At 42.5% G+C, this 23,876-nt stretch carries 20 protein-coding genes and 1 pseudogene; 12 read left to right on the top strand and 9 right to left on the bottom strand.

From position 1 onward, the window contains the following. Positions 1-97: pseudogene (locus H5202_RS24140) on the bottom strand (DsbA family protein); the annotation flags it as partial. Between the two features lie 236 nt (positions 98-333). Here H5202_RS24140 and H5202_RS02450 point away from each other — a divergent pair. The 4 genes from H5202_RS02450 to H5202_RS02435 all read left to right on the top strand — a co-directional run bounded on the left by H5202_RS02450 (position 334) and on the right by H5202_RS02435 (position 5,533). Beyond that, entirely contained in the window at positions 334-1,608 is a 1,275-nt protein-coding gene (locus H5202_RS02450) for a glycerophosphodiester phosphodiesterase family protein (RefSeq protein WP_182770650.1), read from the top strand. A gap of 330 nt (positions 1,609-1,938) precedes the next feature. Continuing rightward, a complete protein-coding gene (locus H5202_RS02445) occupies positions 1,939-2,892 on the top strand; it encodes a TAXI family TRAP transporter solute-binding subunit (RefSeq protein ID WP_182770649.1) in 954 nt (317 codons plus the stop codon). A gap of 203 nt (positions 2,893-3,095) precedes the next feature. After that, on the top strand, positions 3,096-5,129 hold the full coding sequence (locus tag H5202_RS02440) for a TRAP transporter fused permease subunit (protein ID WP_182770653.1): 2,034 nt from the start codon (positions 3,096-3,098) through the stop codon (positions 5,127-5,129). Further along, positions 5,129-5,533, top strand: a complete 405-nt coding sequence (locus H5202_RS02435; RefSeq protein ID WP_182770648.1) for a DUF1850 domain-containing protein — start codon at positions 5,129-5,131, stop codon at positions 5,531-5,533. The genes H5202_RS02440 and H5202_RS02435 overlap by 1 nt, the downstream gene beginning before the upstream one ends. Positions 5,534-5,631: 98 nt before the next feature. Here H5202_RS02435 and H5202_RS02430 read toward each other — a convergent pair whose 3' ends face one another. Both H5202_RS02430 and H5202_RS02425 read right to left on the bottom strand, forming a co-directional pair. Then, a complete protein-coding gene (locus H5202_RS02430) occupies positions 5,632-6,555 on the bottom strand; it encodes a manganese-dependent inorganic pyrophosphatase (RefSeq protein WP_182770647.1) in 924 nt (307 codons plus the stop codon). 379 nt (positions 6,556-6,934) lie between these two features. Further along, the gene (locus tag H5202_RS02425) at positions 6,935-7,396 is read right to left on the bottom strand and encodes a YhcH/YjgK/YiaL family protein (protein WP_182770646.1); all 462 of its coding nucleotides are present in this window, start codon (positions 7,394-7,396) and stop codon (positions 6,935-6,937) included. A gap of 105 nt (positions 7,397-7,501) precedes the next feature. Here H5202_RS02425 and H5202_RS02420 point away from each other — a divergent pair, with 105 nt between their 5' ends. The 3 genes from H5202_RS02420 to H5202_RS02410 all read left to right on the top strand — a co-directional run bounded on the left by H5202_RS02420 (position 7,502) and on the right by H5202_RS02410 (position 10,444). Next, positions 7,502-8,557: an alpha/beta hydrolase gene (locus H5202_RS02420; RefSeq protein ID WP_182770645.1), complete on the top strand. Its 1,056-nt coding sequence runs from the start codon at positions 7,502-7,504 to the stop codon at positions 8,555-8,557. A 214-nt stretch (positions 8,558-8,771) separates the two neighbouring features. After that, positions 8,772-9,350 carry an LON peptidase substrate-binding domain-containing protein gene (locus H5202_RS02415; RefSeq protein WP_182770644.1) on the top strand — a complete coding sequence of 193 codons (579 nt, stop codon included), beginning with the start codon at positions 8,772-8,774 and terminating at the stop codon, positions 9,348-9,350. Between the two features lie 113 nt (positions 9,351-9,463). Further along, entirely contained in the window at positions 9,464-10,444 is a 981-nt protein-coding gene (locus H5202_RS02410; RefSeq protein WP_182770643.1) for a pseudouridine synthase, read from the top strand. 93 nt (positions 10,445-10,537) lie between these two features. On the opposite strand, the gene H5202_RS02405 is transcribed toward H5202_RS02410, so the two are convergent. The 5 genes from H5202_RS02405 to metJ all read right to left on the bottom strand — a co-directional run bounded on the left by H5202_RS02405 (position 10,538) and on the right by metJ (position 15,659). Continuing rightward, the gene (locus H5202_RS02405; protein ID WP_182770642.1) at positions 10,538-11,932 is read right to left on the bottom strand and encodes a tetrathionate reductase family octaheme c-type cytochrome; all 1,395 of its coding nucleotides are present in this window, start codon (positions 11,930-11,932) and stop codon (positions 10,538-10,540) included. A gap of 62 nt (positions 11,933-11,994) precedes the next feature. Then, complete coding sequence (locus tag H5202_RS02400) at positions 11,995-13,707, bottom strand: DUF3373 domain-containing protein (RefSeq protein WP_182770641.1); 1,713 nt, start codon at positions 13,705-13,707, stop codon at positions 11,995-11,997. Between the two features lie 144 nt (positions 13,708-13,851). Continuing rightward, positions 13,852-14,181, bottom strand: a complete 330-nt coding sequence (locus H5202_RS02395; protein WP_182770640.1) for a c-type cytochrome — start codon at positions 14,179-14,181, stop codon at positions 13,852-13,854. Positions 14,182-14,529: 348 nt separating this feature from the next. After that, positions 14,530-15,270, bottom strand: coding sequence for a sulfite exporter TauE/SafE family protein (locus H5202_RS02390; RefSeq protein ID WP_182770639.1), 741 nt, complete (start codon positions 15,268-15,270; stop codon positions 14,530-14,532). Between the two features lie 74 nt (positions 15,271-15,344). Beyond that, positions 15,345-15,659: a met regulon transcriptional regulator MetJ gene (gene metJ / locus H5202_RS02385; RefSeq protein WP_182770638.1), complete on the bottom strand. Its 315-nt coding sequence runs from the start codon at positions 15,657-15,659 to the stop codon at positions 15,345-15,347. Positions 15,660-15,868: 209 nt separating this feature from the next. Here metJ and metB point away from each other — a divergent pair, with 209 nt between their 5' ends. The 3 genes from metB (at position 15,869) to H5202_RS02370 (ending at position 20,950) form a co-directional block, all read left to right on the top strand. Further along, positions 15,869-17,038: a cystathionine gamma-synthase gene (gene metB / locus H5202_RS02380; protein ID WP_182770637.1), complete on the top strand. Its 1,170-nt coding sequence runs from the start codon at positions 15,869-15,871 to the stop codon at positions 17,036-17,038. 131 nt (positions 17,039-17,169) lie between these two features. Beyond that, positions 17,170-19,563 carry a bifunctional aspartate kinase/homoserine dehydrogenase II gene (locus tag H5202_RS02375; protein ID WP_182770636.1) on the top strand — a complete coding sequence of 798 codons (2,394 nt, stop codon included), beginning with the start codon at positions 17,170-17,172 and terminating at the stop codon, positions 19,561-19,563. A 592-nt stretch (positions 19,564-20,155) separates the two neighbouring features. Then, entirely contained in the window at positions 20,156-20,950 is a 795-nt protein-coding gene (locus tag H5202_RS02370) for a hypothetical protein (RefSeq protein WP_182770635.1), read from the top strand. Between the two features lie 202 nt (positions 20,951-21,152). Here H5202_RS02370 and H5202_RS02365 read toward each other — a convergent pair whose 3' ends face one another. Next, on the bottom strand, positions 21,153-21,644 hold the full coding sequence (locus tag H5202_RS02365; protein ID WP_182770633.1) for a DUF1097 domain-containing protein: 492 nt from the start codon (positions 21,642-21,644) through the stop codon (positions 21,153-21,155). 547 nt (positions 21,645-22,191) lie between these two features. On the opposite strand from H5202_RS02365, the gene metF reads away from it, so the two are divergent. Together metF and H5202_RS02355 are read left to right on the top strand one after the other, a co-directional pair. Beyond that, positions 22,192-23,076, top strand: a complete 885-nt coding sequence (gene metF, locus H5202_RS02360) for a methylenetetrahydrofolate reductase (protein WP_123776643.1) — start codon at positions 22,192-22,194, stop codon at positions 23,074-23,076. Positions 23,077-23,278: 202 nt separating this feature from the next. After that, positions 23,279-23,866 carry a c-type cytochrome gene (locus tag H5202_RS02355; RefSeq protein ID WP_259397162.1) on the top strand — a complete coding sequence of 196 codons (588 nt, stop codon included), beginning with the start codon at positions 23,279-23,281 and terminating at the stop codon, positions 23,864-23,866. The last annotated feature ends 10 nt before the right edge of the window (positions 23,867-23,876 follow it).

Below are 23,876 nucleotides of genomic sequence, written 5' to 3'. Positions count from 1 at the left end.
GTTGTAGTTGAGCTTGCAGGGCGTCCCATGTGGGGCGGTATCCCCAACACCAACTGCACATTGGATCGTGAACATAATAAAGTGTTGTGTTTGCCATTGTGGACCTCATCGTTAGCCGTTAACTCACTATCGTTTATTTGCTTGTCTATATACCGTTACCGCAGTTAGGGTCATGTTTTATATTATTCAATCGGTCGATAAAACAGTAGAAACTAAGGTTGTCATATTAATTCGATAATTCAGTCATATTCATTGCGTAAGCTGTTCCTGATGATGAATTTTTCAGTAAACCATTACAACTGACATTACCGCATTACAACATGGAGCAATAAGATGACAAGGAAAAAAAGTATAGCACTGGGTATCATTTCGGTTTTAACCAGTACGTTATGGATTTCGGGGTGTAACAGTAACGATAATAATGACACCACTGCAGAAGTGGATAAAAGTGTTAGCGCTCAAGTAGGTCCTAGGCCACTATTTTTAGTCGGTCAAATGCAAGATAGTGAGTTAAAAAATCAATTAGCTCAATGTGCTTCAAACTCATTCTACCGTACTGACTTTTCGATTGGTCATCGCGGTGCGTCAATGCAATTTCCTGAACACACCAAAGAAGCTTATCAAGCGGCCATCGATTCGGGCGCAGGTATTGTGGAATGTGATGTAACTTTTACCGCAGATAAAGAGTTAGTTTGCCGTCACTCGCAGTGTGATTTAGCCACTACCACCAATATTCTGGCTATCCCAGCCCTCGCTAATAAATGTTCAGTGCCATTTTCACCAGCGGATGCTGTTAATGGCGTGAGTGCAACGGCTACCTGTTGTACCAGCGATATCAGTCTTGCAGAGTTTACAACCTTAAAAGGCAAAATGGACGGCTTTAACCCTAATGCCACCACAGTTGAAGAGTTTATGGATGGCACGCCAAATTGGCGCACCGACTTATATGCAGGTAATGGCACCTTAATGACTCACGCTGAAAGTATTGCCTTGTTTAAAGCTGCTGGAGTAAAGATGACTCCCGAGCTTAAGTCGGCCAGTGTCAGCATGCCGTATGATGGTTTTACTCAGCAAGATTACGCCCAAAAAATGTTAGATGAATATGCCACAGCAGGCGTTGATGCATCACAAGTGTTTCCGCAATCGTTTAATTTAGACGATGTAAAATATTGGATAGCTAATGCGCCTGAATTTGCCGATCAAGCGGTATACCTTGACGATCGTTATGATCTGAATGGTTTTGATCCACAGAACAGTGCCACATGGTCACCTAGTATGGACACTCTAGCGGCTGATGGTGTCAAGATTATTGCGCCACCTTTATGGATGCTGGTGACGGTGGGAGACGATAACGCGATAGTGCCATCTGAATATGCTAAAGCAGCAAGTGCCGCTGGGTTGAAGATTATTGCTTGGTCATTAGAGCGTTCGGGCCCACTGAGCCAAGGCGGCGGTGGTTGGTATTATCAGAGTATTGCTGACGTGATTGATAACGAAGGCGATATTTTTGAACTGTTAGATGTACTGGCTAAAGATGTCGGGGTAATGGGCGTGTTTTCTGACTGGCCTGCCACAGTGACATATTATGCAAACTGTATGAATATGTAAGATTAACTGTATTACAGCCTTGTATTTAACGAGGGTGAACACAATAGACTATAAAGGTGCCACATTGTTGGCACCTTTTTATTTCAGTTAACTATACTCGTTGATGGCAGAGTGTTTATGGCTCACTACCCAGACAGCTGTAGAACAAGTTGGTGATGAGAAATGCTAATGTCGCTATCGATGCAGCATCGAAGTAACTGAAATCGCGGAATAAAGGAGGTTTATAGCGATGTTATTAGCCTTTAGTCTATATAGATCGCACAGGATGTCAGTGGTAGTGTAACTACACAATAATACTCATAACGATATAAAAAATAAGGATATTGCAGGATGAAATTAACCAAACGATTTTGCATGATTGGCGCGGCTGCAGCGCTATCTATCAGTACGGCTGTTATGGCCGCGCCGACTTTTATTAATATTCTCACCGGCGGAACTAGTGGCGTTTACTATCCTATCGGTGTGGCTTTATCTCAGCTTTACAGTAATGGCATCGAGGGCTCTAAAACCTCAGTACAAGCGACTAAAGCGTCGGTTGAAAACCTCAATTTATTACAAGCTGGACGTGGTGAATTAGCGCTTGCATTAGGTGATTCGGTATCGGCAGCGTGGGAAGGTGATCAAGACGCTGGTTTTAAAGCACCGCTTAAAAACTTACGTGTTATTGCGTCAACCTATTCTAATTATATTCAAATTGTTGCCAATAAAGATGCTGGTATTAATAGCCTTGCAGATTTAAAGGGCAAGCGTATTTCTGTTGGGGCACCTAAATCAGGAACTGAACTCAACGCGCGTGCCATTTTTGCAGCAGCAGGGCTAAGTTACGACGACATGGGTAAAGTGGAGTTTCTACCTTATGCCGAATCTGTTGAGCTGATTAAAAACCGCCAATTGGATGCGACTTTACAATCGTCTGGTTTAGGTATGGCAGCGATTCGTGATTTAGCCGCAACAATGGATATCAACTTTGTCGCTATCCCTGCGGATGTTGTCGCTAAAATTAATAATCCTGCTTATCAAGTTGGAGTGATTACGGCCAATACTTACGAAGGTCAAACAGAAGATGTGAGTACTGTTGCGATTCAAAACTTGTTGGTAAGCCACAGCAAGGTGTCTGATGAAGTGGCATATCAAATGACCAAACTAATGTTTGAAAACCTAGACCGTTTAGGTACCGCTCACTCAGCTGCTAAGGCTATCAGTTTAGCTACTGCGGCCAAAGATCTGCCGATCCCACTGCACCCTGGTGCAGAACGTTATTACAAAGAAGTGAATGCGCTATAAATTGTTAGTCATTTGATTAGCGCTTGTTGGGTTAACTCCAGCAAGCGCTTGTTTATTTCTGTCTTTCAACCATATTTGCTAACGTCTGTTTTAGATAAAAAATGACTGATTGAGTCAACGTCATTGTTAATTGACTCATTTTTCTGAGCTGAGGTTATTAGTTGTAGTAAGTGTCGAGGCATACCATGAGCGATCCAACCCAAATTAACGAACCAGAGCAAGGCTTAAGTGCCGATACTCGCAACTGGCCAAAAGCCTTGTTTGCAGTAGCATTGATTTTTTCTATTTTCCAAATTACCACCGCGGCATTTCATCCAGTTTCGACACAAGTATTACGCGCCGTGCACGTGGGTTTTTTATTATTAGTGGTGTTTATTAGCTATCCAGGTATGGGCAAGAGCCAGCCATGGCAACCTTTGGCGTGGCTACTCGGTTTAGCGGGTATGGCTACCGCGGTTTATCAATGGGTATTTGAAGCCGACTTAATTCAACGTTCTGGTGACTTAACCCAAAATGACATGATTATTGGTGTGGTATTGGTGGCTTTAGTGTTTGAAGCCGCAAGACGAGTGATGGGAATTGCATTGCCGATCATTTGCGGCATTTTTCTGGTCTATGGTTTATTTGGTGAGTATTTACCCGGTGAATTGATGCATCGAGGTTATGGTTTCGACCAAATAGTTAACCAGTTGGCCTTTGGTACCGAAGGCTTATACGGCACGCCAACCTATGTATCTGCGACCTATATTTTCTTGTTTATTCTGTTTGGTGCCTTTTTAGAGCAAGCAGGCATGATCCGCTTATTTACCGACTTTGCTATGGGCTTATTTGGTCATAAAGTGGGTGGGCCTGCAAAAGTGTCGGTAGTGTCTTCAGCACTTATGGGCACCATTACCGGTTCGGGGGTTGCCAATGTGGTCACCACTGGCCAGTTCACCATTCCGTTAATGAAGCGCTTTGGTTATCGGTCTGCTTTTGCGGGGGGGGTAGAAGCCACATCCAGTATGGGCAGCCAAATTATGCCGCCGATTATGGGCGCCGTAGCCTTTATTATGGCAGAAACCATTAATGTGCCATTTATTGAAATTGCTAAAGCGGCGATGATCCCCGCAGTATTGTATTTTTGTTCGGTGTTCTGGATGGTGCATTTAGAAGCTAAACGCGCCAATTTATCCGGCTTACCCAAAGACCAATGTCCAGATCCGTGGGCAGCAATTAAGTTGCGTTGGTACTTACTCATCCCATTATTTATTCTGATTGGCTTGCTGTTTTCCGGTCGTACACCGCTGTTTTCTGGCATGGTTGGCTTAGCGCTGACTGCGATTGTGATTTTAGGTTCTGCCATTATTCTCAATCTATCATCAGCTGCTATGCGGTTTGCTTTTTGGATAGCATTAGGGGTGATATGCGCAGGTTTTTTCCAGTTAGGCATTGGGGTGATGTTTGGCGTTATCGCTATGCTAGTGGTGATTTGTTGGTTTGTTAAAGGTGGTAAAGAAACCCTCACATTATGTGTGCACGCATTAGTTGAAGGTGCGCGCCATGCGGTACCTGTAGGGATTGCTTGTGCGCTAGTAGGCGTGATTATTGGTGTGGTGTCACTGACCGGTATTGCTTCAACGTTTGCCGGCTATATTCTGGCTGTCGGCCAAGATAACTTATTTTTGTCTTTAGTGCTGACGATGGTGACGTGTTTGGTTTTAGGTATGGGGATCCCGACTATTCCTAACTACATTATTACCAGCTCAATTGCTGCGCCAGCGTTATTGGATTTAGGCGTACCGTTAATTGTGTCGCACATGTTCGTGTTTTATTTTGGCATTATGGCAGACCTGACTCCTCCTGTTGCCCTGGCGTGTTTCGCCGCGGCGCCAATCGCTAAAGAGAAAGGCTTAAAAATCAGTTTATGGGCCATTCGCATTGCCATTGCTGGGTTTATTATTCCGTTTATGGCGGTGTACGATCCTGCGTTAATGCTCCAAAGTGGTGGTGTGCTAGAAACGATTTATGTGGTCCTTAAAGCGACGGTTGCTATAGGAATTTGGGGCGTGATATTTACCGGTTACTTATTACAAAACCTTTATTGGTGGGAACGTGTTTTAGGCTTTATTGCTGGTGGCAGTTTGATTATGGCGACACCGCTAAGTGATGAGTTAGGCTTTGGTTTGGCACTGTTGTTTATTTTGCACCACGTATGGCGTGCACGTAAGCTTAAACGTTTAGCGCAGGGCGAATAATGCTCGGTTTATGTTTAGGGATAGCGGGGACAATATGGGCACAAGTGCCTGCTGAGCAAATGACATTATCTTGGACTCACACAATTGAAAAAATTCGTTGGGCCGAAGATTATCGCTTAACTAACCAGGGTTTTATTTTAGAACAAGCAAGGGTAAAAGGCAGTGGCGCAGGGATGGAAATCCCTGCCGATGCGGTGTTAAAAGATGGCAGTTGGCACTACAACCCACATTTACCTATTTTGCCAATGCTAAAGTTGGGCCGCACGCCAGAAGCAGGCGATTATCAGCTATGTGTGTCATCGACTCAGGCTGGGCAACAATGCCATTCTATGAGTTATTGGGTGGGTGAGCCTACCACTGAGCAGCCCTCCATTGAGCTATGGGGTTGTGATATACCAGTATGAGTTTGGTGTGTTAATCATGCCAATAAGATGTATTTAGACATAAAAAAAGCTGAATCAATTGATTCAGCTTTTTCTTTATTTGAGATGTTTACAACGAGTTACTTTGCAAAGGCATCTTGCAGTGCAGGTACAACTTGTTTTTTACGGCTTAATACGCCGTCTAACCACACGCGACCATCAACGGTAGGTTTACCGTAAGCGCGCTCGGTTAAGTCTGCTGAATCAGAAACAACTAACATTTCTGAACCTTCTTTCATGATATCGGTTAGCAGCAATAATACGCTGTGACGATTGCCTTCAACTTTCAATTTAGCAATATCAGCTTCTAGGTCAGCTTTGATGTCGTCAAATACAGACAAATCGATAACTTCTAATTGGCCAATACCCACTAGGTTACCGTTCATGTTGAAGTCTTTAAAGTCACGCATAACAAGGTCACGCGCTGGCGTACCTTCTACTGCTGATTTCACTTTAAACATGTCCATGCCGAGTTCTTTAAAGTCTTCTACGCCGGCGATTTTAGCTAACGCTTCAACGCAACGGATATCGGCAGTGGTACAGGTAGGTGATTTAAAAATTACCGTGTCACTTAAAATAGCGCACATCATGATACCAGCGATGTTTGCTGGAATTTCTACCTGGTAGAAATCGAACATCATTTTAATGACGGTGTTGCTGCAACCTACTGGGCGGATCCAACATTCTAGCGGAGTAGAAGTGGTTAGGTCGCCTAATTTATGGTGATCTACAATACCGACAATAGTCGCTTGAGCGATATCATCCGGTGCTTGAGTGATTTCTGAATGGTCAACAATATAGACTTCTTCACCAGCGTAACTGGTTTTGTATTCTGGTGCTTCAAAACCAAATTTTTCTAAAATAAATGCAGTTTCTGGTGATAACTCGCCTAAACGGGCTGCAATTGCCGGTTCACCGATTTGGTTTTTTAAATATGCTAATGCTATAGCACCACAAATTGAATCTGAATCAGGGATCTTGTGACCCACTACATACATTGCCATTGAAAGACTCTCCTATAAAGTTGCCATGATTTTAACAAGGATTGATCTTCATCGCATTAAAAAATACCACTTCAACGGTTCAACTTACCATATGAGTGTTTTCAATGATGATATACGTGTTCAATTGACAAAAAAAGGCCCCGAGCGGAGAGTCTCGGGGCTTTTCTATTTACACAGGGTAAGTGTATATTTGTCTTTAGCTTGGGTATAACAACGCTATTGAAGTATCTTTTCAGTATTCTATTGAGACTATCTCAAGTGCTCTGTCGAGGTGCTTCTTGTGCTCGAATTAACTTTAGCAGACTTCTTTCAAATAGCGATTTATTGCTAATAATTCAGCAGTAGGACTGAGTATTTGGCATTTTTTAAGATGGTATTGTTATACCCTTACCTTAATCACCACTTTACGGACTTTTTGTGGTGTAGGGCTGGTGCCAGGCATATGGATGTCACCAGGAAAAAATAGTGCAAACATGCCTGCTTTTAGCGGAATAAACGCCGCGTCATCTTTGTTAGATTCATAGTCGAATTCAGCATAGTCATGCTTGTCAAAATAAGGCTTAGAAGGCGTTTGATTCGCTAAGGGTAAATAGCCAAATTCTTCTTCACCACTAACCACATATTGCACATCAATATACTGTTGATGAACTTCAAAGGGTTCGATTTCTTTAGGTTTAGTTTCATAGTCATTGACGATAACGAAAATATCTTTGCCTTCAAGCGGATAATTACCCACTTCAAGCTGACTAAAGTCGGTGTCCGCGAGATGAGCTAATGCTTTGGCTAATCTCGGACTAAGTTGAGTGTATAGGTGGCGATTTGCTAAAGTATCAACAATCATAAAAATTCCGTAAGATAAGAACCATAAAAATATGCTAGCGTGTTAGTACTAAAGCATACAGTTTTACAAAGATAACAGCATTACAAATATAAGAAGGATTGTACATTGCCTGCATTACGTTTACTTGCTGGACCAACGGCTTACGAACAACTCGAAGCGAATGGCTTAGAACAATCATTGTTTACTCAACTCTTTGCTGCATCGGGCGGGCCTAAGTGGCTGGCGATAGCAGGCTTAGATAAATATTTATTTAGTGAGTTTTTTCAGGGTCGCGAAGATCCCCTTTATACCATGGGCGCGTCGTCGGGTGCGTGGCGTTTAGCTTGTATGGCGCAACAAGACCCATTAGCGGCTTATGAACGTTTAGAGCATTTTTATATTCATCAAAACTACGATAACAAGCCTACTCGTGAACAAGTCAGTGCTCAAGTATTACAAATTGTTGATGGCATTTTAGGTGAGCAGCAAGGCGCTGATATTATTGCTAATCCATTAATTCGTCATCATATGGTGGCCTGCCGTGCCCGTCATTTAAATCGCATTCATGCCAAATTTGGCTTAATGGTGGGATTGTCGATGGCTGCAGTCAGTAATGTGATCAATCGCAAAAGCTTAGGTTGGCACTTTGAACGGGTTATTTTAAGCCATAAAGACGCCGCATCACCATTTAGGCGCCTGAAAGATTTACCGACGAAACATGTTGAGCTAACTCAAGGCAATATCCGTCATGGATTATTAGCGACAGGATCGATCCCGCTATTGCTCGATCCGGTAAAAGATCTGCAGGGCTCACCCAAAGGCCATTACTACGATGGTGGCATAACCGATTATCATTTTGATATGCCATTACCCGCTGCCACAGGGTTAAGTTTGTATCCGCACTTTTATCCGTACATGAGCCCAGGTTGGTTTGATAAATCCTTGTTGTGGCGTAAAGCGAAAGCGAATTACCACAATGGATTAATTTTAGCGCCGAGTAAGCAATTTATTGCGAGTTTACCGTTTAGTAAAATTCCTGACCGTGAAGACTTTAAAAATTTAGATACTGAAAGCCGGATTGCCTACTGGCAGCAAAGCGTACAACAAAGCCAAGTTTTAGCGGACGAATTTGCTGAGATTGTCGCTTCTGGCACCATTATGGATCGCATTGAGCGTTTATAAGATTTCAATAAGTTGAGTGTTTTTTGTACTTTTTTTGAAAGATAGTCGTATTGAACAAGGTCTATTGAAGTAGGGCGTAGTGAAACCGGGTGGTTATGTCGGTAGTAAGCATTATATTATGCTGCTTAAGTTGTTGAATAATTAACCACTGCTACACTTGTTTCATTGAGTTGACTTTGGTTCAGTAACTTCACCGATGGTGTAGGAGGCTGTTATGCAAACAAAAGAAGTGGCATTACTTATTCAAGATGCAGTGCTATTACCCGGTGGAAGACTTGAAATTAGAGTCGTAGCACCGAGTGATTTAGCCATGGTTGCCGACGTGCTAAAAGGTCACTATGATTTAGCATTTGCGCCATTGAAAGTGAATAGCGAACTGCCTTGTTATATTACGGCAACCCAATGCAATATTATTGATTTTAATCAGTTAGAAGATGGTTCATTAAGTATTGTTGTTGAGGGATCACAGCGTCTTAAAATTTTATCTGCGGCGCAAAAACGAGATGGTTGTTGGATTGCTCGTGCGCTCCCTTGTGCTAATTGGTGTCATGAACCCATTGCGGGTGAGTTTGAAATTATCAGCGCCGCACTTGAACAATTTTATCAAGTGAATCCAGATTTACTGGGATTGTATTCACAAACTCATTTAGAAGATGCCGCTTGGGTAAGTCAGCGTTGGTTAGAGGTTTTACCTATGTATAACCGTGATAAATTGGTTTTAGTTGAGCAACCTAATTGTCATAAAACCATGGATTTTGTGTTGCAATTGCTAAAATCTCATTTGGATGTATAAGCCAAATATTGTGTAATCTGCATCGAGATAATCAAGATACATTTTCGGCCTAGCCTGATAAGATGCCTTCTCGCTTTAAACCTTATCATTATCTTTATGTAGCCAAGTTATTTATGCCTAATTCTTCAAATTACACCGCGGATCACCCTCAGTATTCCTCCCAAACATCAAACGCTGCCATTGCCGCGCAGCCTTCGTATATTGTGTTGCCGCGTGCTAATGAATTAGCTGGCAAGCAATACCGCACGGTAGTTGATTTTTTGATCGATCATTTCAAGCAAATCGATCCCAGTGTATGGCTGCAACGGATTAACGATGGCAAAGTGCATTGGCAAAATGGTGAATTAATTACCGCAGAAAGTGCCTATCAAGCCACTGCGAAAGTGTATTATTACCGCGAAGTACTGGCCGAAACGAAAGTGCCTTTTGCTGAACAGGTGTTGTATCAAGATAACGACACTATTGTTGTTTATAAACCGCATTTTTTACCCGTTACCCCAGGCGGAAATTACGTTAATGAATGTTTAGTGCATCGCTTACGTATCGCCACTCAAATAGATACGGTCGCACCGGCGCACAGGCTCGATAAAGATACGGCTGGGGTGATGTTAATGACGCTCAATCCGCAAACACGCCATGCATATCATCAGCTGTTTTTAGATGACAAGATCACTAAAGATTATCAAGCCATCGCTAAATTAACGCCTACGTTGCTGAGTGAATTAGCCGATAATACTTGTATTCTGCCTATTCATTGGACGGTTAAAAATCGTATTGTGGCGGCAAATCCAAGCTTTACCATGCAGGTGGTTGAAGGCGAGGCGAATAGCCATTCTGAAATCAGTTTAGTGGTGGTAAAAAATGGTTTTGGCTTGTTTGAGTTAAGTCCGATTACCGGTAAAACTCATCAATTACGGGTACATATGCAAAGTTTAGGCATGCCTATTTTACACGACCGCTTTTATCCAGTGTTACAGCCTAAAGGGCCGGACAACTTTGATAAGCCGTTGCAGTTGTTGGCTAAACGGTTACGGTTTACCGATCCCATCAGTGCTATTGAACAAGATTTTCAATGCCAAGGTTTGGATTTTTAGTTGGTTATTTAGCGAATAAAAAACCGCCATCGTAAAGTCGATAGCGGTTTTTTTGTATCAGCTAATTGCTGTTGCAGTGAGCTTATCTGAGTATTAGTCAGCTTTAGTGTGTTTTACACCTTTACGATTTTTCATTGGGTCGCCATCATAACCAAGGGCTTTCCAGTCTAAACGCTCGCCTTTGTTGTGGCAGTCATTACACTGTAGTGCCTTGTCTTTTGGTGACACCATGTGGTTGATGCGCCACCACATTTCGGTTTCAACAAAGCCATGCTGACCACTGTATTTGAGTCCTTTTTCTACCATGGTTGGGTTAGCTTCCATGCCTAATTTAGCAGCTAAGTCCCAATCAAACTTATCCCAGTAACCGCCTTCACCGTACGTTTTAGGGGTTATTAGAATATTAAGTTTAGCATCATAGATTTGCTTACCCGTGTGCACTTTAAATGGATAGATTTTAGCTTTAGGGTCGCGAATATCACCTAATGGATAAGCCAATTTAACCGTTTTAGTGGGGTCCATTTTGTCGCCAGCCATATACGCATCGGCGCGGCCATTAAACCAGGCATATTGTGGTTTAACGTCTTTTTGCCAAATAAAGCTGCCTTTCTTTTTCATAAAGGTGTGCTTGCCGTATTGGTCTGTGGTTTCCGGAAGATCTTGTCCTGCCTGTGACCAATCCCAACGCATTTTGGTGGGTTCATTTTTAGCAAATGATGGTATATGACAAGTTTGACATGCTACCGTTTCCGAGTGGGTATTAAGCTTTGCATTTTTATGAGGCGCAGCATCATGGCAGTTTACACAGCCAATTTTGTTTTCCCCACCAGGTGATACGCCCATCGAGTTACCGGTAATTTGATGATTTTCAGTAATGTGACAAGTTTGACACTGGAAGTCATTTCCATCGGTGTCCATGTGGACATCGGTCGCTTTGTCTGGATAAGACATTGATGAGTCTAAATCGCCGTGTTTAACCGCATCACCGCCGCCCCCGTAAAAGTGGCAACTGCCGCAATTGTCACGCACGGGTGCACCTACATTTTGGGCAACATTGGCTAAATTGACTCTTGCTAAGGCCTCGCCTGCACCTGCAGGATCTTTAATGTAAGTCCCTGTGGTGTCGTGACAGACTAAGCAATCGACTTTGGTCATGTCTTTAAAATCAAATGTAGAGTCTTTCCAACCATAACCGGCATGACAACTGGTACAGCGTGGTTCGTTACCCGATATCGATACACAAAAGTTATTAATACTGTTCTTTTTACCGCGCATTACTGTGCGGTCAGGTAGTTTTTGCTCTAACTCCCAAGTCCAATGTGAAGATTTCATAAACTCTTCAGCATGTTCTTTATGGCAGGTTAAGCATTGTGTCGTCACTTCAGGGCCATTAGCAAAAGGCCCTTTCAGCGCCTCTTTGTGGTTAAAGGCACCCTGTGCGCTACTGCTTAATAACAGTAATACAGCCAGTGCTGATAATAGTTTCATGATGTTTGTCCTTACCCCTGAGCTTGTGCTCAGGGGGGCCAAGTTAGAAGGTTAAGTTAGCGTTAGAAGTTAACGGTCAGTGAGGCATTGACGTCATAGGCTGTGTCAACAACGGGCAACATTGAGTACGCGCTACCGGCAATCACATCGTCAACCTTCATCGGTGCACCTACTGGTGAGCCACTTCCGGTATATTCATAGTCGTAATACAAACCAGCTAACTTGATAAACATTTTTGGATTAATATCAAAGATATAATAGGCTTCAGCAACATGGCCGCGAGTGGCTAACTTACTGCCGATTGGGTCGTCTTGTGCTTGGGTGAAGGGACTCCAGTATTTAGAACCGTAGTTATATTCCAAACCGAATTTGCCGTATGGTGCAGGAATTTGCATACCTACATAAATGCCGTAACCATCTTTGGTGTCGCTATCAACAGTTTCTTTTGGCACCATAATGATTTCAGTACCAGTGCTGTTCAACTCTGCTTCAAATATTGCATCGCTTAACATGCCGCCGAATAAACCTGCATTGCCGTTAGGTTCAGCACGAGTCCATCCTAATGAGGCAAACATTTTCATGTCGTCATCGGTTTCATAGGCATAACCTAATCCACCTAAGTACATATCACCAATGACACCGCTAGGTTGTACACGGGTGACGAAGTTAAAGTTGTCAAACTTTTGCATGTCTTGATACATGGTTGGGGCAAAGATACCCGCCAGTTGAGTAGGGAATGCCATGGTGCCCGTAAAGCCATCATTGACATCTTTAGCACCGAATAAAGTGAACTGTAAGAAATGGTTACCGTCATTAATCACGTCGATATTAAACCCGCCGAGGTGGGTATCTTTAGTGATGATGTCACCAAACAATTCGCCATTGCCGTACTGTGACTCAAAGCCCTGACCGTAGCAAAAACGCACTGTTTGGCCTTCAATACCAGTGATATCACCCAAGTTGTAACCTAAGGTAAGACCATCAAAGTTGAAATTGACTAAGTGACCAGATGGCGTGCCGCCTCTGAGTTCATTTTCACGATAATGATTTGGTGGACCGTACGTTGAAGGGCGACGTCCGATAGAAAGGTAAGTGCCACTGCCGTTAATGTCTTTCCAGTTAAAATAGGCGCGCTCTACTTTTAACTCATCACCACTGGTGCTACCGCTACTGGTGCCGTCCATTGTGAATGAGTTCCATGAGTCGAATACTTTAACCCCAGCAGAGTCTCCCCAGCTCTTAAACATGGTTAAGCGTCCTGCAAAGCTGACGTTATCCCACACTTTGGCATCAATGTTTAGACGTAAACGAGTGGTGTAAAATATATCGTTATCAATGTCTTGTTGGGTTTTTTGGCCTAACAACATTGGCATAACGCCTTGAAGCATACCGCTTTGAAACGCGCTAGCTAAATCAGGGTTTGCCATCATCATTTGACCTAACGGTGAGGTCGCACTATTTGGATCGCCAAATACTCCTGACATGGCTTTAGCGCCAAAGTCAGAAAAGTTAACGTTCATGGCTGGGTTCCAAGTGACGTTTTGATAATGTAATGAATGTGCTTTAGTTCTAAAATCACCAGTAATTGCAATTCTGTCTAATGCTGTGTGGCGCTCGGTTTTGTCAACTCGTGAATTTAAATCATCAAGATCTTCATTAATAGTAGCGAGTTGCTGTTTAAGGTCGGCAATTTTTTGTGCATCGGTATCTGCTGCTAGGCTTGCGCCGCTCATAAAGAGCGCGTTAGCCACTAATATTGAGATGAGAGTTCTCATGGTCTTTCTCCCCTTTATTTGCCAACTAACAAGGTCAATTTGGCAAATTTTTTGTGTCAGAATCCCTGAGGCTAAGCCTCACAGTTTTTCGTTTGGTTTATTGGCTGATTCTTTTAGAACGAAAAGATACTCAGCATTGATGATTTAGCCGCAGGTAGCTGGTTGGTCTGAATCGGCGGCGTGGTCATATAAGAACTGTTGAATGTCTTTTATGTCTTTTTCTGATAAGGCTTCAAAAACGGCAGGTTTGGCTTTGTGCTTATCACGGGTGAAAAAACGATCCCATTGGCTCATGGTTTTGGTCATTGGGGTGAGTTCAGGGCCTTCACTGTTAGCGCTATGGCAGGCTTTACATTCTTTTTTGTACAGGTGCTTACCTTTTTTAGGGTTACCACCATCAGCGGCCATCACTTGGGCGCCAAGTGATAATGCCATGGCAACTGCGATACCAACTTTAATATAAGTGTTCATCATTTAGTCCTCTGCCGGGCTTATTAGGGTAGTGCGTTAATAGCATTTGATTATTTCTTTGCTGTAAACAATGTTACCTAAAAGTGGGTAGTGTTAATTTGAAGTAGATCATATCCATGAGAAAAATCTAATTGAAAAAAAGTTAATTGAAAGAAATCTAATGAACTAGTGTGATGTGGATCTATTGCGCCAAGACGAGGATTTTGCTAGAGGAGATAAAAGTGGTTTTTTTGATACTTATTGATGGCGTTTTTAGGTGAGAAATAGACTGCTTGATAAATAGAAGGGGAAGATTTTAATCATTATTAGCGAACAAGCCCATTGATGGCTGGTTTTGTTTACAGGTGCAGATTAACTCATTAACGTGTTGGTCGACATAATCACTAACACGGTTGCACTAATACTACATAACACTAAGGTGGCTATCCGGGTTTTATCTTTATCAACGAGGCCAATTAGTCTTCCCGAGACAAGATAACCAGCAACGACGGAAGGCAATAATAACAGTGATAGCCATAAATGCTTCACTTCAACTAAGCCGACGATGGCTAAAATGGCTAACGCTATTAATGAGCTAAACACAAAGAAGGCTGATAAAGCGGCTCTAAATTGGCTTGGGTCTTGGCCTGCAAGCAAAATAGCCATTGGCGGACCACCGATGGCAGCAATATTGCCAAATATGCCCGAAAATACTCCAGCGATAAATAAGCTGATGCGGTTAATGGGGGCGGTAAAGCGAAAAATGCTAAGAATAACGGCAATAAACACAATGGCTGCAATCACTAAGCCTAATATGGCTTGTGGTGCAAACAGTAATAATCCAGCGCCTAAAAATCCCCCTGGAATGCGCCCGAGTAAAGCATATTGCAAACCATTAAATTGTAAGTGACCACGCTCTCTAAATAAGGTCATTGCAGAAATGGCAAAGCCCATAACAATAATTGGGACGGGCACTAATTGAGGATTAACAATATACAGCAGAGGGCTTGCAACAACGGCTAACCCAAAGCCAATTAAGCTTTGGGTTAGCGCGCCAAAAAACACGATTATTGATGCCAGTATCAAGGTCGTTGGATCGATAAATGACATCATAAGTTCTCTTTAAAACATCACTGCTTCTTAAAAGGGCAGTTTCAAAGTCTGTGAAGTAATCACTAACCTGTGGATTATTCGAGTTCTTCCCACTCGATACCCATATCATCCATTAACTTTTTAGCTTCACTTGGAATGCTATCAGGCTGATCTTTTGATAGATCACCGTCGTGAGGTAATGGTTGACCTGTGTACGCATGCAAAAATGCTTCGCATAGCAGTTCACTGTTAGTTGCATGGCGCAGATTATTTATCTGGCGACGCGTCCGTTCATCTGTCAGAACTTTTAATACTTTTAAAGGGATAGAAACCGTAATTTTTTTTACTTGTTCATTCTTTTTGCCGTGTTCGGCATATGGGCTGATATATTCGCCATTCCACTCAGTCATTAACTTACCCTTAACGATAAATACGCTGCAGATTTTAAACCGTTACAATCTCTAGTCAAATTATTGCTACTATTTAATCCCGATTGCAAATAGATTTCTTGATGTTTAGACGTCTAAACGTCTATTTTGGTTGACGGATGGTGATCTCTTAGGTAAATTTGGACGTCTAGACATCTCTTTGTGTGTTTGTGAAATTTTAGGAGTCAACCATGACTAAGCACAAAAGCGCCACATTGGCCGTTCGCCAAGGTATTGAAACAGACACACAACATGGTGCTATCGTGCCACCGATTTATTTATCGACCAATTATTCGTTCGATGGCCACAATAATCCGCGCGAGTTTGATTACAGCCGCTCGGGTAATCCAACTCGATGTATTTTAGGTGACGCACTCGCCAAACTTGAGCAAGGCGCTACTGGTGTTGTGACTTGTACTGGCATGGCTGCAATTACATTGGTGACAAGCCTACTTGGCCCAGACGATTTATTGGTTGTGCCGCACGATTGTTATGGCGGCAGTTATCGCTTATTTACTAACTTGGCCAAAAAAGGCCAATTTAAGTTATTGGTCGTTGATCAAACTGATACGCAAGCGCTGAGTAAAGCAATAGATCAAAAACCGAAAATGGTGTGGTTAGAAACACCATCGAATCCTTTATTGCGCGTGGTCGACATTGCTGCCATTAGCCAAGCTTGCCATGACGTTGGCGCGTTAGTCACAGCAGACAACACTTTTTTATCGCCAATATTACAGCAGCCATTGTTATTGGGTGCAGACATTGTGATCCACTCAACCACCAAATACATTAATGGTCACAGTGATGTAGTTGGTGGGGCTGTAGTGGCTAAAGATCCTGAATTGGGTGAGTTGTTACATTGGTGGTCAAATACTCTTGGGCTTACGGGTTCAGCATTTGACAGTTATTTAACCTTGCGAGGCTTACGTACTTTAGCGGTACGAATTCGTGAGCATCAACGTAACGCACAAAAGATTGTTGAGTTACTCAACGCCAGTGATGTAGTGGCAAAGGTCTATTATCCGGGTTTAAAAGACCATCCAGGTCACGAAATTGCGGCAAAACAACAACAAGGCTTTGGTGCTATGTTAAGTTTTGAGTTAATCGGCGGCGAAGCGGAAGTGGTGGCATTTTTAAAGGCGCTGTCGTTGTTTAGTGTTGCCGAAAGTTTAGGCGGGGTGGAAAGTTTAGTCGCCGTTCCGGCCACTATGACCCATAGAGCAATGGACCCACAAGCAAGGCAAGAGGCTGGTATTAAAGAGACTTTATTGAGACTATCTGTCGGTATTGAAGATGCAGATGACCTCTTGGCCGATATTCAAGCAGGCCTAGCAGCTGTTGCTGCGATAAAATCAGCTTAATTCGAGTTTAAGTTAGCTGTGGTTTGGCCCAAATTGGGTAAAATAGTAAAACATGCACTTGCAACACTATTGGTTTCAAAATAGAAGTCTAGCAGTCGCAATAAAAGTCGTAGTTGTTTAAGGAGTCAGTAATGACGCGAAGTCATTTACATAAGTTTGGTGGTTCAAGTTTAGCGGATGCAGATTGCTATCGCCGTGTTGCACATATTTTACTTACGCATGGTCAGAGTGATGATTTAGTTGTGGTATCCGCCGCCGGAAAGACGACTAACTTCTTATACAAATTATTGAGCCTGCGTGACAGTGGTCAGTTGTGGCAAGAAGAGCTGCAAATTCTGATCAGCTACCAGCAGACGTTAATTGAACAATTATTGTCAAACGAGCAAGCGCGTGATTTACGCGAACGTTTGTCTACCGACAAATCTCAGTTAGTCAGCTTATTATCTTTAGAGCAACGTAACGATTACCAATTAAACCAAGTGGTGAGTTTTGGTGAACGTTGGTCAGCGCGTTTGATGGCTGCTTTGTTACGAGAAATGGGCGTGGCAGCGACTCATGTCGATGCGTGCTCTATTTTGGTTGCCGATGAAGGTGCCGTACCCAATATTTTAGTCGCTGAGTCTCGTGACAAGGTACAAGCCTTATTAGCCTTGCACCCGCAAGAGCGTTTAGTGATCACCGGCTTTATATGTGCAAACCGTCACGGCGATACCTTACTACTGGGCCGTAATGGTTCAGATTTTAGTGCCACCTTGATAGCCAGCTTAGCAGACATCGAACGTGTGACCATTTGGACCGACGTTGAAGGGGTATTTAACGCCGACCCTAATAAAATTAATGATGCCAAATTACTCAAGAGTATGTCACTAGCAGAAGCCGATCGCTTAGCGCGTTTAGGCTCTCCGGTACTGCATTCTCGTACCTTACAGCCACTGTTTAATACTAAAGTGAGTTTAGCGGTACGCTCAAGTTATGCTTCGCACACCGACTTCACCTTAATTGCGCCACTGAGTTCATCTGCGAGTGCGCCAGTCGTGACTAACTTAAATGAAGTAGTGTTGTTTAGTTTTAAAATGAACGCAGAGATTGACCCATTACTGACTATTTTGGATAAAGCAGGTATCACGCCGTTAGCTTATTGGTCGCTAGCACAACATAAGTTTGAGTTGGCGTTAACGCTTGAAAGCCAAAAACAAGTGCAAGCTTTGCTTAACCAATACAGCAGTGAATTTTTGATTGAAGAATTGAGTGCCCAAACTGACTTAGGCCTAGTGGCATTAGTCAGTGCCGATGCTCATCACTTTAGACGCAGTTTTGCCCGGTTACTCAGCCGTGATGCCAAACCGATTTATCAAGATGCATTAAGTTTAGTTACCTTAGTACCGCAAGCTCAAGTGAGTTTATTGACCCAAAAAGTACATCGTCGTTGTGCAGGGCCAAGAATGCGTATTGGAGTGTTATTGCTGGGAGTGGGTAATATTGGTGAGGCGTGGATTGATTTATTTAAACGCGCCAGTCCAGCATTAGACCATGAACTTGAAGCCTCTGTTGAGCTCGTTGGTTTAGTTGGTTCGAAAAAAGCATTAATTTCTAACGACGGAATTAACCTTGAACAATGGCAGCAAGATTATCAACAGCAAGGCATTGAATGGGATTATGATCAACTGTTTGATCAATTAGCGCAGTTATCATGCGATGAAATTGTCGCCTTAGATATCAGTGCTAGTGCCGCCTTAACCTTACAATATCCTGAGCTATTTGCCCGTGGTATTCATGTGGTGAGTGCCAATAAATTAGCCGGTTCAGGGCCATTGCCATTTTATCGTGAATTAAAGCAGCAGCTGAGTAATCGGCGCTTATTTTGGCGTTATAACGCCAGCTGTGGCGCAGGTTTGCCTATTCAACATGCGTTAAATGACTTACGTAATAGTGGTGACACCATTGAAGCTGTCGGTGGTATTTTTTCTGGCACGTTATGTTGGTTGTTCGAAAATTATGATGGCAGCAAGCCGTTCTCAGAATTAGTGCTACATGCTCGCAGTTTAGGCATTACAGAACCCGATCCGCGTGATGATTTATCTGGCCGCGATATGCAACGTAAGTTGTTAATCTTAGCTCGCGAGATAGGTTTAGCGGTAGAGCTAGACGATATTAGTCTCAACTCATTGGTGCCTCAAGCTTTAGCAGAGTTATCACTTGAAGACTTTTTAGCGCGCATTAGTGAGTTAGATAATGATTTGTTGCAGCAGTATATAGCTGCGGCTGAACAGAACAAGGTGCTACGTTATGTGGCTTCGCTGGATAAAGTGGAAGGCAAGTTACAGGCTGAAGTGAGTTTGCAGTGGGTTGATAATAATCATCCTTATGCCAATTTAACCCCAGGCGATAATGTGTTTGTTATTCGCAGTGCTTTTTATCAAGGCAATCCTTTGATTATTCGCGGCCCAGGGGCAGGGCGTGAGGTGACGGCCGCTGCGGTGCAGTCGGATTTAGTGCATATCTGCAAAGACCTGTTGCAAGAGTAGTTTTGTTAAAAAAGACCATTATTAATGGTCTTTTCTATGTCATCTCGGGAATGTTTATGAGCTGGAATCTCGTTTTATGGCCTTATTGCTTTATGACCTGCGGCCACTAACGTCGTGGCGCTTCGCCCACACCAGATCAAAGGGGTAAAACGCTTGTACCCCTTTGCAAACCCTCAGCGTTCCGGCAACATTTTCTGAGAAGCGAAAAGGTCGCGACGGAAATTGATTCAGCTTTTAACTTCGTTTTAATCCAGCCTCGGCCCACTTTATTAATAAAGAGTGAAAATGCTAACGCTTCCGATGGGGCGTCCCTTCCCCTCGAAAGCTAACCAGACATCCATGTCTGGATTCACGCTATTTTCTTCAACGACCTCAATGTTATTGAGCCTGAAAGTTATAATTAGAACAAATGATTAACCGACGTGCTATACAGGAACAACTATCATAGAAAACTAATTCCTATAGTATTTAAACTAAAGATAGAGTTACCGATTAATGTGGATGTGACAGTTGCTTAATCCAACAAGCTATTGATGCGATGCAAACAACGTATCATATCAATACTAAAATATTATCTGTCAAGGAATTTTCAATGGGCGATGTAGAATCTTATGAGAATTATGGGGAAATATTGAAAGAAGCCGGAGAGCTTCTTGATAGCTATGTTGTTCCTATTTTCTGCTTAGATAAGTTTAATCGTCCAGAAATGGAAGGGACTGGCTTTTTCCTTGAGTACAATCTAGGCATATACTTTATCACAGCATCCCATGTCATAGATGCAATCCAATCTGCGAAGAGCCACTTTATTATCGCAATACATACCGAAATGTTTCAACTGTCGTTAGCGGGATCCAAGAGAACCGTGAATTCAGAAAGCGAAGTAGCAGATAGTCAATTTGATTTAGCTGCAATTCAAATTAACCCTGAAAATGATAATTACGAACAGTGTCAAAAATTAGCAATTCCAACTAATAAAACAACTTTAAATAAGTCTTTTTTAAATGTGGATATGCAAATATTACAAGGTTTTCCATCATCAAAAAATAAAACAGCAAAGTGCCTTAATAATCAAACTAAACATTTTTCTGGTGCGTTATGGACATACTCGTTTAATTTCTTTCAAAACTGCAACTTTTCTAAGTTCAATAAAGAGGCTGGTTCCCATTACCCTATTCATTGGTCTAAAAAAATAAAAGGTCAAAAAACACTTCATCCTCGAGGTTGTAGTGGTGGACCTTATTGGTTTATTCCAAATAAAAATAAAATAAATGAATATTATTTAGCTGGCGTATTCATTGAGTATTATGAAAAAGATGAGATAGCTTTCGTAACAAGAATTGAACATGCAATCGAATTGGTTCAGCAATTTGATGCCAAACATATTTGAGTCTACGCCAGTTAATAGGATGGCAATTTATGAAGATAAATAATTTGACTGCTTTAGCGGCCAAATTTAAATCCACAAACTTATTTGTTTATCTGTTAAATCCTCGTGAGAGCTGAGTTAAATAAATTTAGCTACTCAGAAAGCTAAAAACTTGGACGCTGTTAGTTAACCCTAAGCTGACACAATCTAAGCCCTTGGGTGTTTAGGCTTCTTCTACCGCGTCATCTTTTAATGATTCAGTGGTTTTATCCGTTAGCGTTATTAAGAGGCCTGTGAGTAGGCTCATGCTGTAACCGAGTGCGGCGCCGATAATAAGTGGCGGAATGATAGCGGCTAGATCTGCATTTAACGCAAATGTGATACAACAACCGATAAAGGTGCCGGGAATAAAGGCGAAGTTTTTATTACTGGCTTGTAAGCACATAAATGCGGTGACAATGCCTGTTAGTGCATAGCTGATCATGGGCGAACCAAATACGTCGCTGCCTGCAATAATTAACCAGCCCCAGAATACACCGGAAAGATTGGTCATCATCGCTATCATCATGCCCTTAGCGCTCATATCAGTTTGAGCAAAAAAGGTACTGCAGCCCAGAAAGCCGACCCATGTCACAAGATGGAATACATCAGCTAGACCAGCCCAAACAGCAGCTAATAAACCAGCAGAAATTGCAATTTGCCAACGATGCGCCATGGTTGCCTCTCAAAAGATAAAAAATCTAGAACGGTGAGTTCTAAATTTAGCACAATAAACCTGATTTAGGCAGTTAGGTTTTATAAAAGTCGATCCAGTTCGCAAATAAAAGCAATTGCTAATAAAACTAAACATTATGCAACTTGATAATTTGGGGGGGGAGGAGTCATTACATCTACTGAATATCACCCCCTATTTTTGCACTCATTCCTCATAATCTTGTTTAGAGCCCGAGTGCTGACACTTTTGATCAAAACGATTTGAACATTATCAAATGACACTTTCTGCAGGCTGATGAACAAAAAGCCTGCAGGCAGTTGAACAAAAAACTGATTCAAGCAGTTTTCTATAACCTATTATTTAGGCCTAGCGTTAATGCGATTGCTACAAATTAGTTAATTGGTGGTTTTTTAGCTTGACTTAGTATGCAGTTAAACTAGTATATGGACATATAGACGTCCAAACGGCTAAATGGTTTAGGTTAAATAAATCATGTTAGCTGATTGGTATAGACTCCTAAGTTTTACAGAAGTTAAAGGAATACATTATGGCTTTTCATCATGCACAACATGCCCAGTCGTTAAATCAGAGCTTGTCTGAGCTGAATGATATTAATGTGTCTTTTGAGTTTTTTCCGCCTTCAACCCCAGCAATGGAAGAGATTTTGTGGAACTCTATTCGTCGTTTAGAACCATTGAACCCTAAGTTTGTATCAGTAACATACGGTGCCAATTCAGGCGTACGTGACCGTACTCATAGCGTGATTGAACGTATCCAGAAAGAAACTAACTTGCTCGCTGCGCCGCATTTAACCTTGGTTGATGCGAGTGATGAAGAATTAGTTGAACTGGCAAAGCATTATTGGAATTCCGGTATTAGAGACATCGTGGCATTACGCGGTGATTTACCTGACGGTAGCCCAAAACCCACTCGATTTGCCAATGATTTAGTGCGTTTACTGCGCTCAGTGGCCGACTTTGATATTTCGGTTGCGGCTTACCCTGAAGTACATCCAGATGCGCGTAATGCTCAAGCAGATTTAATCAACTTAAAGAAAAAGATTGATGCGGGTGCTAATCGCGCCATTACTCAGTTTTTCTTTGATGTTGAATCTTACTTACGTTTTCGTGACCGCTGCGTTACCGCCGGTATCGATGTTGAAATTATTCCAGGCATCTTACCTGTGACTAACTTTAAACAGACTAAGCGTTTTGCAGACATGACCAATGTCGCTATTCCACATTGGTTACACCGCCAATTTGAAGGTTTAGATGACGACCCAGCAACACGTCAGTTAGTGGGTGCCAACGTGGCTATTGATATGGTGAAAGTATTATCGCGTGAAGGCGTTAAAGATTTCCATTTTTATACCCTTAATCGTGCAGAATTAACCTATGCCATTTGCCATACATTAGGTGTGCGTCCAAAGTAGTACAGTGTAAAGTTTACTCAATTCAAAAACCCCGTTAATGAAACCATTAACGGGGTTTTTGTTTAAATATTCGACGTTTGCCGTATTCTTTTCTTAATATATTTAGCCTATGGTGGTATGACAATAACCAATCACGAATGACTAAAGAGGTGTGATGATGAAAACATCCTTTTACAAGCTCGCTGCATTGGCTGGCATAACGATGTTGACTGTTATGACAGCAGAAGCTGCAGAAACAACTTCCCCACAACTGGCGGTTCCAGCCGCGGCTCAACTGTGTACTTCTTGCCACGGTGCACAAGGTCAAGGTATCGACATTATTGGCCCTCGTTTAGCAGGCTTATCTGCCGACTACATCAGCAATCAACTTGCGTTATTTCATGCAGGTAAACGTCAAAACCCAACCATGTTAGCAATGGCTGCAACAGTGCAGGGAGATAATATTGCTGTAGTGGCGCAATATTTTAGTCAGCAACCGGTTGCTGACATTACTCTACAATTTCGTGGTGACAAGGTTGGCATTAGCGATCCCTCCGAAACATTAGCCTTTCAAGGTGATTGGTCGCGAACCATTCCAGCTTGTGTGAGTTGTCATGGTCCGTCTGGAGTGGGGGGCGGGCAGTTTCCTCGTTTAGCGGGGCAGCAAGCCAGTTACCTTAAAACCCAATTGTTAGCCTGGCAAGACGGCTCTCGTACAGGTGATGCTGATAATATGATGGGCAATATTGCGCTGAAATTAACGGCTGCCGAAATCGATGGGTTATCTCAGTTTTTTGCCAATATAAAATAAGGACATGGCT

Origin of the sequence: Shewanella sp. SG41-4 (genome assembly GCF_014164505.1) — a bacterium.
Lineage (GTDB): Bacteria > Pseudomonadota > Gammaproteobacteria > Enterobacterales > Shewanellaceae > Shewanella.
The sequence above is the reverse complement of the archived record's forward strand: the minus strand, read 5'-3'. Positions and strand labels throughout refer to the sequence as shown.